This is a genomic window from Shigella sp. SIG3 (genome assembly GCF_053555855.1).
On the sequence record NZ_JBQZXE010000212.1, the window covers coordinates 1 to 2,499 of the forward strand.

Annotated in this window: 3 protein-coding genes; all 3 read right to left on the reverse strand. The window is 52.2% G+C overall.

The features are described 5' to 3' along the window. Window positions 1-651: HTH-type transcriptional regulator YidZ (gene yidZ, locus ACUU1I_RS20175; RefSeq protein WP_449144899.1), on the reverse strand; the 651-nt coding region annotated here is incomplete at its 3' end. After that, window positions 626-1,801, reverse strand: a complete 1,176-nt coding sequence (mdtL, locus tag ACUU1I_RS20180; RefSeq protein ID WP_000085985.1) for a multidrug efflux MFS transporter MdtL — start codon at window positions 1,799-1,801, stop codon at window positions 626-628. The genes mdtL and yidZ, both read right to left, overlap by 26 nt. A 131-nt stretch (window positions 1,802-1,932) precedes the next feature. Next, window positions 1,933-2,499 (reverse strand): aromatic amino acid transport family protein (locus ACUU1I_RS20185; RefSeq protein ID WP_449144900.1); only part of this gene is annotated, 567 nt, incomplete at its 5' end.

The following is a 2,499-nucleotide window of genomic DNA, read 5'->3' on the forward strand; positions in this document are numbered from 1 at the left end:
CACCCAGGTGTCGCTCTGTTCCCAGCAAATGCTGATATGCGGATAACGTAAAAAGGTGTCCAGATTCCACGTTTCATGCAGTGCCGGATGATCTTTGCGTAACCAGACGCAGGGTACATCACTAAACAGCACTTCATAATCAATGGCTAACGGTAGCGAGCTTAACAGCTCCCGCGAGCGAGGATGGCTTTCGCGACCGGAAAAACCAATATCCACTTCACCACGAGTAATGGCATCTAAGGAATCGTAATCCCAGTTACGTAGTTTGATGGTCGCCTGCGGGTAACGTTGGTAGATCCGTTTCGACAGCGCATTAAGCATGATCATCATCAGCGGCGATTCCGCCGCCAACTCAAACTTCAGGCCGCGCGGTGTCTGGTGGTGCGGTTTATCCAGCAGCAGATTGCTCATTTGCATCCATTCCGCCAGATTTTGCTCCATGCTGACCATTAGCTGTGTGGGCGACAGCCCCAGCGGTGAGTTCACAAAGAGCGGGTCGTCAAACCACGCTCTTAACTTTGCCAGCGACTTACTCACCGCTGAAGGGGTCACGTTCATCCGCTTCGCCGCTTTGGTCACGCTGCGCTCCTGCATCAGCAGTTGCAGACAGAGCAGCAGATTGAGATCAAGCGTGGTGATGGATTTCTTCATGAGCGGCAACGGGGCGTCCAGGCGCGACGAACATAATCAGCAACAGGCTCACTATGCTACAGGCAATCAGAATCCCGATCAGCATATTCCATGCGCCGATACCAACCACCGCGGCCAGCCAAATCCACAGTGACGAACCGCAAACCTGCGCAATACCTAAGGTCGAGCTGGCTACGCCCGCGCGTAATGAAAATGGTCCTAACGCCTGACTCATCGCTACGCCAAAACCTACCGAGAAACCGGCGCAAATCAGCGTGATACCAAACAGAGAAACCGCATGGGAAGGTGAAACGGCAAGGGTGATCCCCGCCGCAAGGAATAACACCTGCGAGGTGATCATCAACGTACGTGGCTTAAAAATTCCCAGCGCAAATGGCGTCGAGAATGAAAAGGTCATGCTGACGCCAGCGGTCAGCGCCATAATGGTGGCGTATTCTCCGCGCTCAAACCCCATGATTTCCATCAGCAATACCGGCGATGTATTGACGAAAGTGAGGATCACCGAAACGCTGAGGGTGGTGATAACAACACGGCTGAGGAAAAAACGATTAAGCAGCGACTCGCTATTTTCTCGTGGTTTGTCCGAAGCAGCGGGGGACGCTGGGCGCGTTTCTTTTAAAATAAACAAAGACAACATCAGTACCGCGATGCCCATCATTGCCATCGCCCAGAACAGACTCTGCCACGGGAATTTAAGCATAATCAGATGTCCGAGCACTGGCGCTAACACCGGAATGATGCAGGTAATACCGTTGAGTAATGACAGCACTTTAGCCCGACGTCGATCATCCAGCGTGTCGCGCAAAATGGCGAACGCCACCACGTAACAACAGCCTGCGCCCAACCCCTGTAGAAATCGGCCTGCAAGAAATAACGTGCTGGTTTCAGCCAGTGAACAGAACACCGAGGCAATAATAAATAGCGCCGCGCCGGGTATGGCGACCGGCTTTCTCCCTGAACGATCGGCCACTTTACCGGCAAATAGCATCGCAGCTGCCATCCCCGCCAGATATACGGAGAACGCAATATGCAACTGCGCTTCGCTGGCATTGAGATCGGCGGCGATGCGCGGTAAACCAACGAGGTACATATCAATCCCGGCGGGATAAAGTAAAACCAGGGCAAAACTACAAATCAAAAAGCGGGACATGGGCTAAAGCGTCCTGATAGTAAGGTGACGCAAAGCATACGTGGTGAAGGAGGATAAGGCGAGTTGCCATTTGGACATAAGTGATTTCCTGAGAGGCAAGAAGCCAGCGAATGGCTGGCTTCTTGAAGGATTTAGCCAAATTTAGGTAACACGTTAAAGACGTTGCCGAACCAGCACAAAATCACGGTTATACCAAAGAGAATGACAATCGCCGGAATAAGATTGCCGCCCCAGACCGTGAACATCTGATTGGGAAACTTCTTGCGAGCTTTGATTGCAAGCACTGCGGGAATAATGACCGCCCAGATGGTGGCGCACAGCCCGGCACCGCCGATCCCGTAAATAAAGCCGTTCGGGAAGATCAGATACAACAACGCAGGTGGCAGGAAGGTTAACAGCACGGTTTTGAAACGCCCGCCGTGGGAGTTATCAATCTTAAACAGGTCCGCCAGATAATCGAACAACCCCAGCGTGACACCAAAGAACGAACTGGCAACAGCTAAGTTAGAGAACACCAGCAGGCAAAACTCGATAATGCCGTGCTGTTTGGTGCCGAGGAACGATTTCACCAGCGAATCAACGTTGCCGCCTGAGGAGATTATCGCCTTAAAGCTTTCGCGCGGAATATTCCCCATCGTGCAATAGAGCCAGAAGAGATAAATCACCAGCGCCAGCAGCGAACCAAATACCACGCTTTT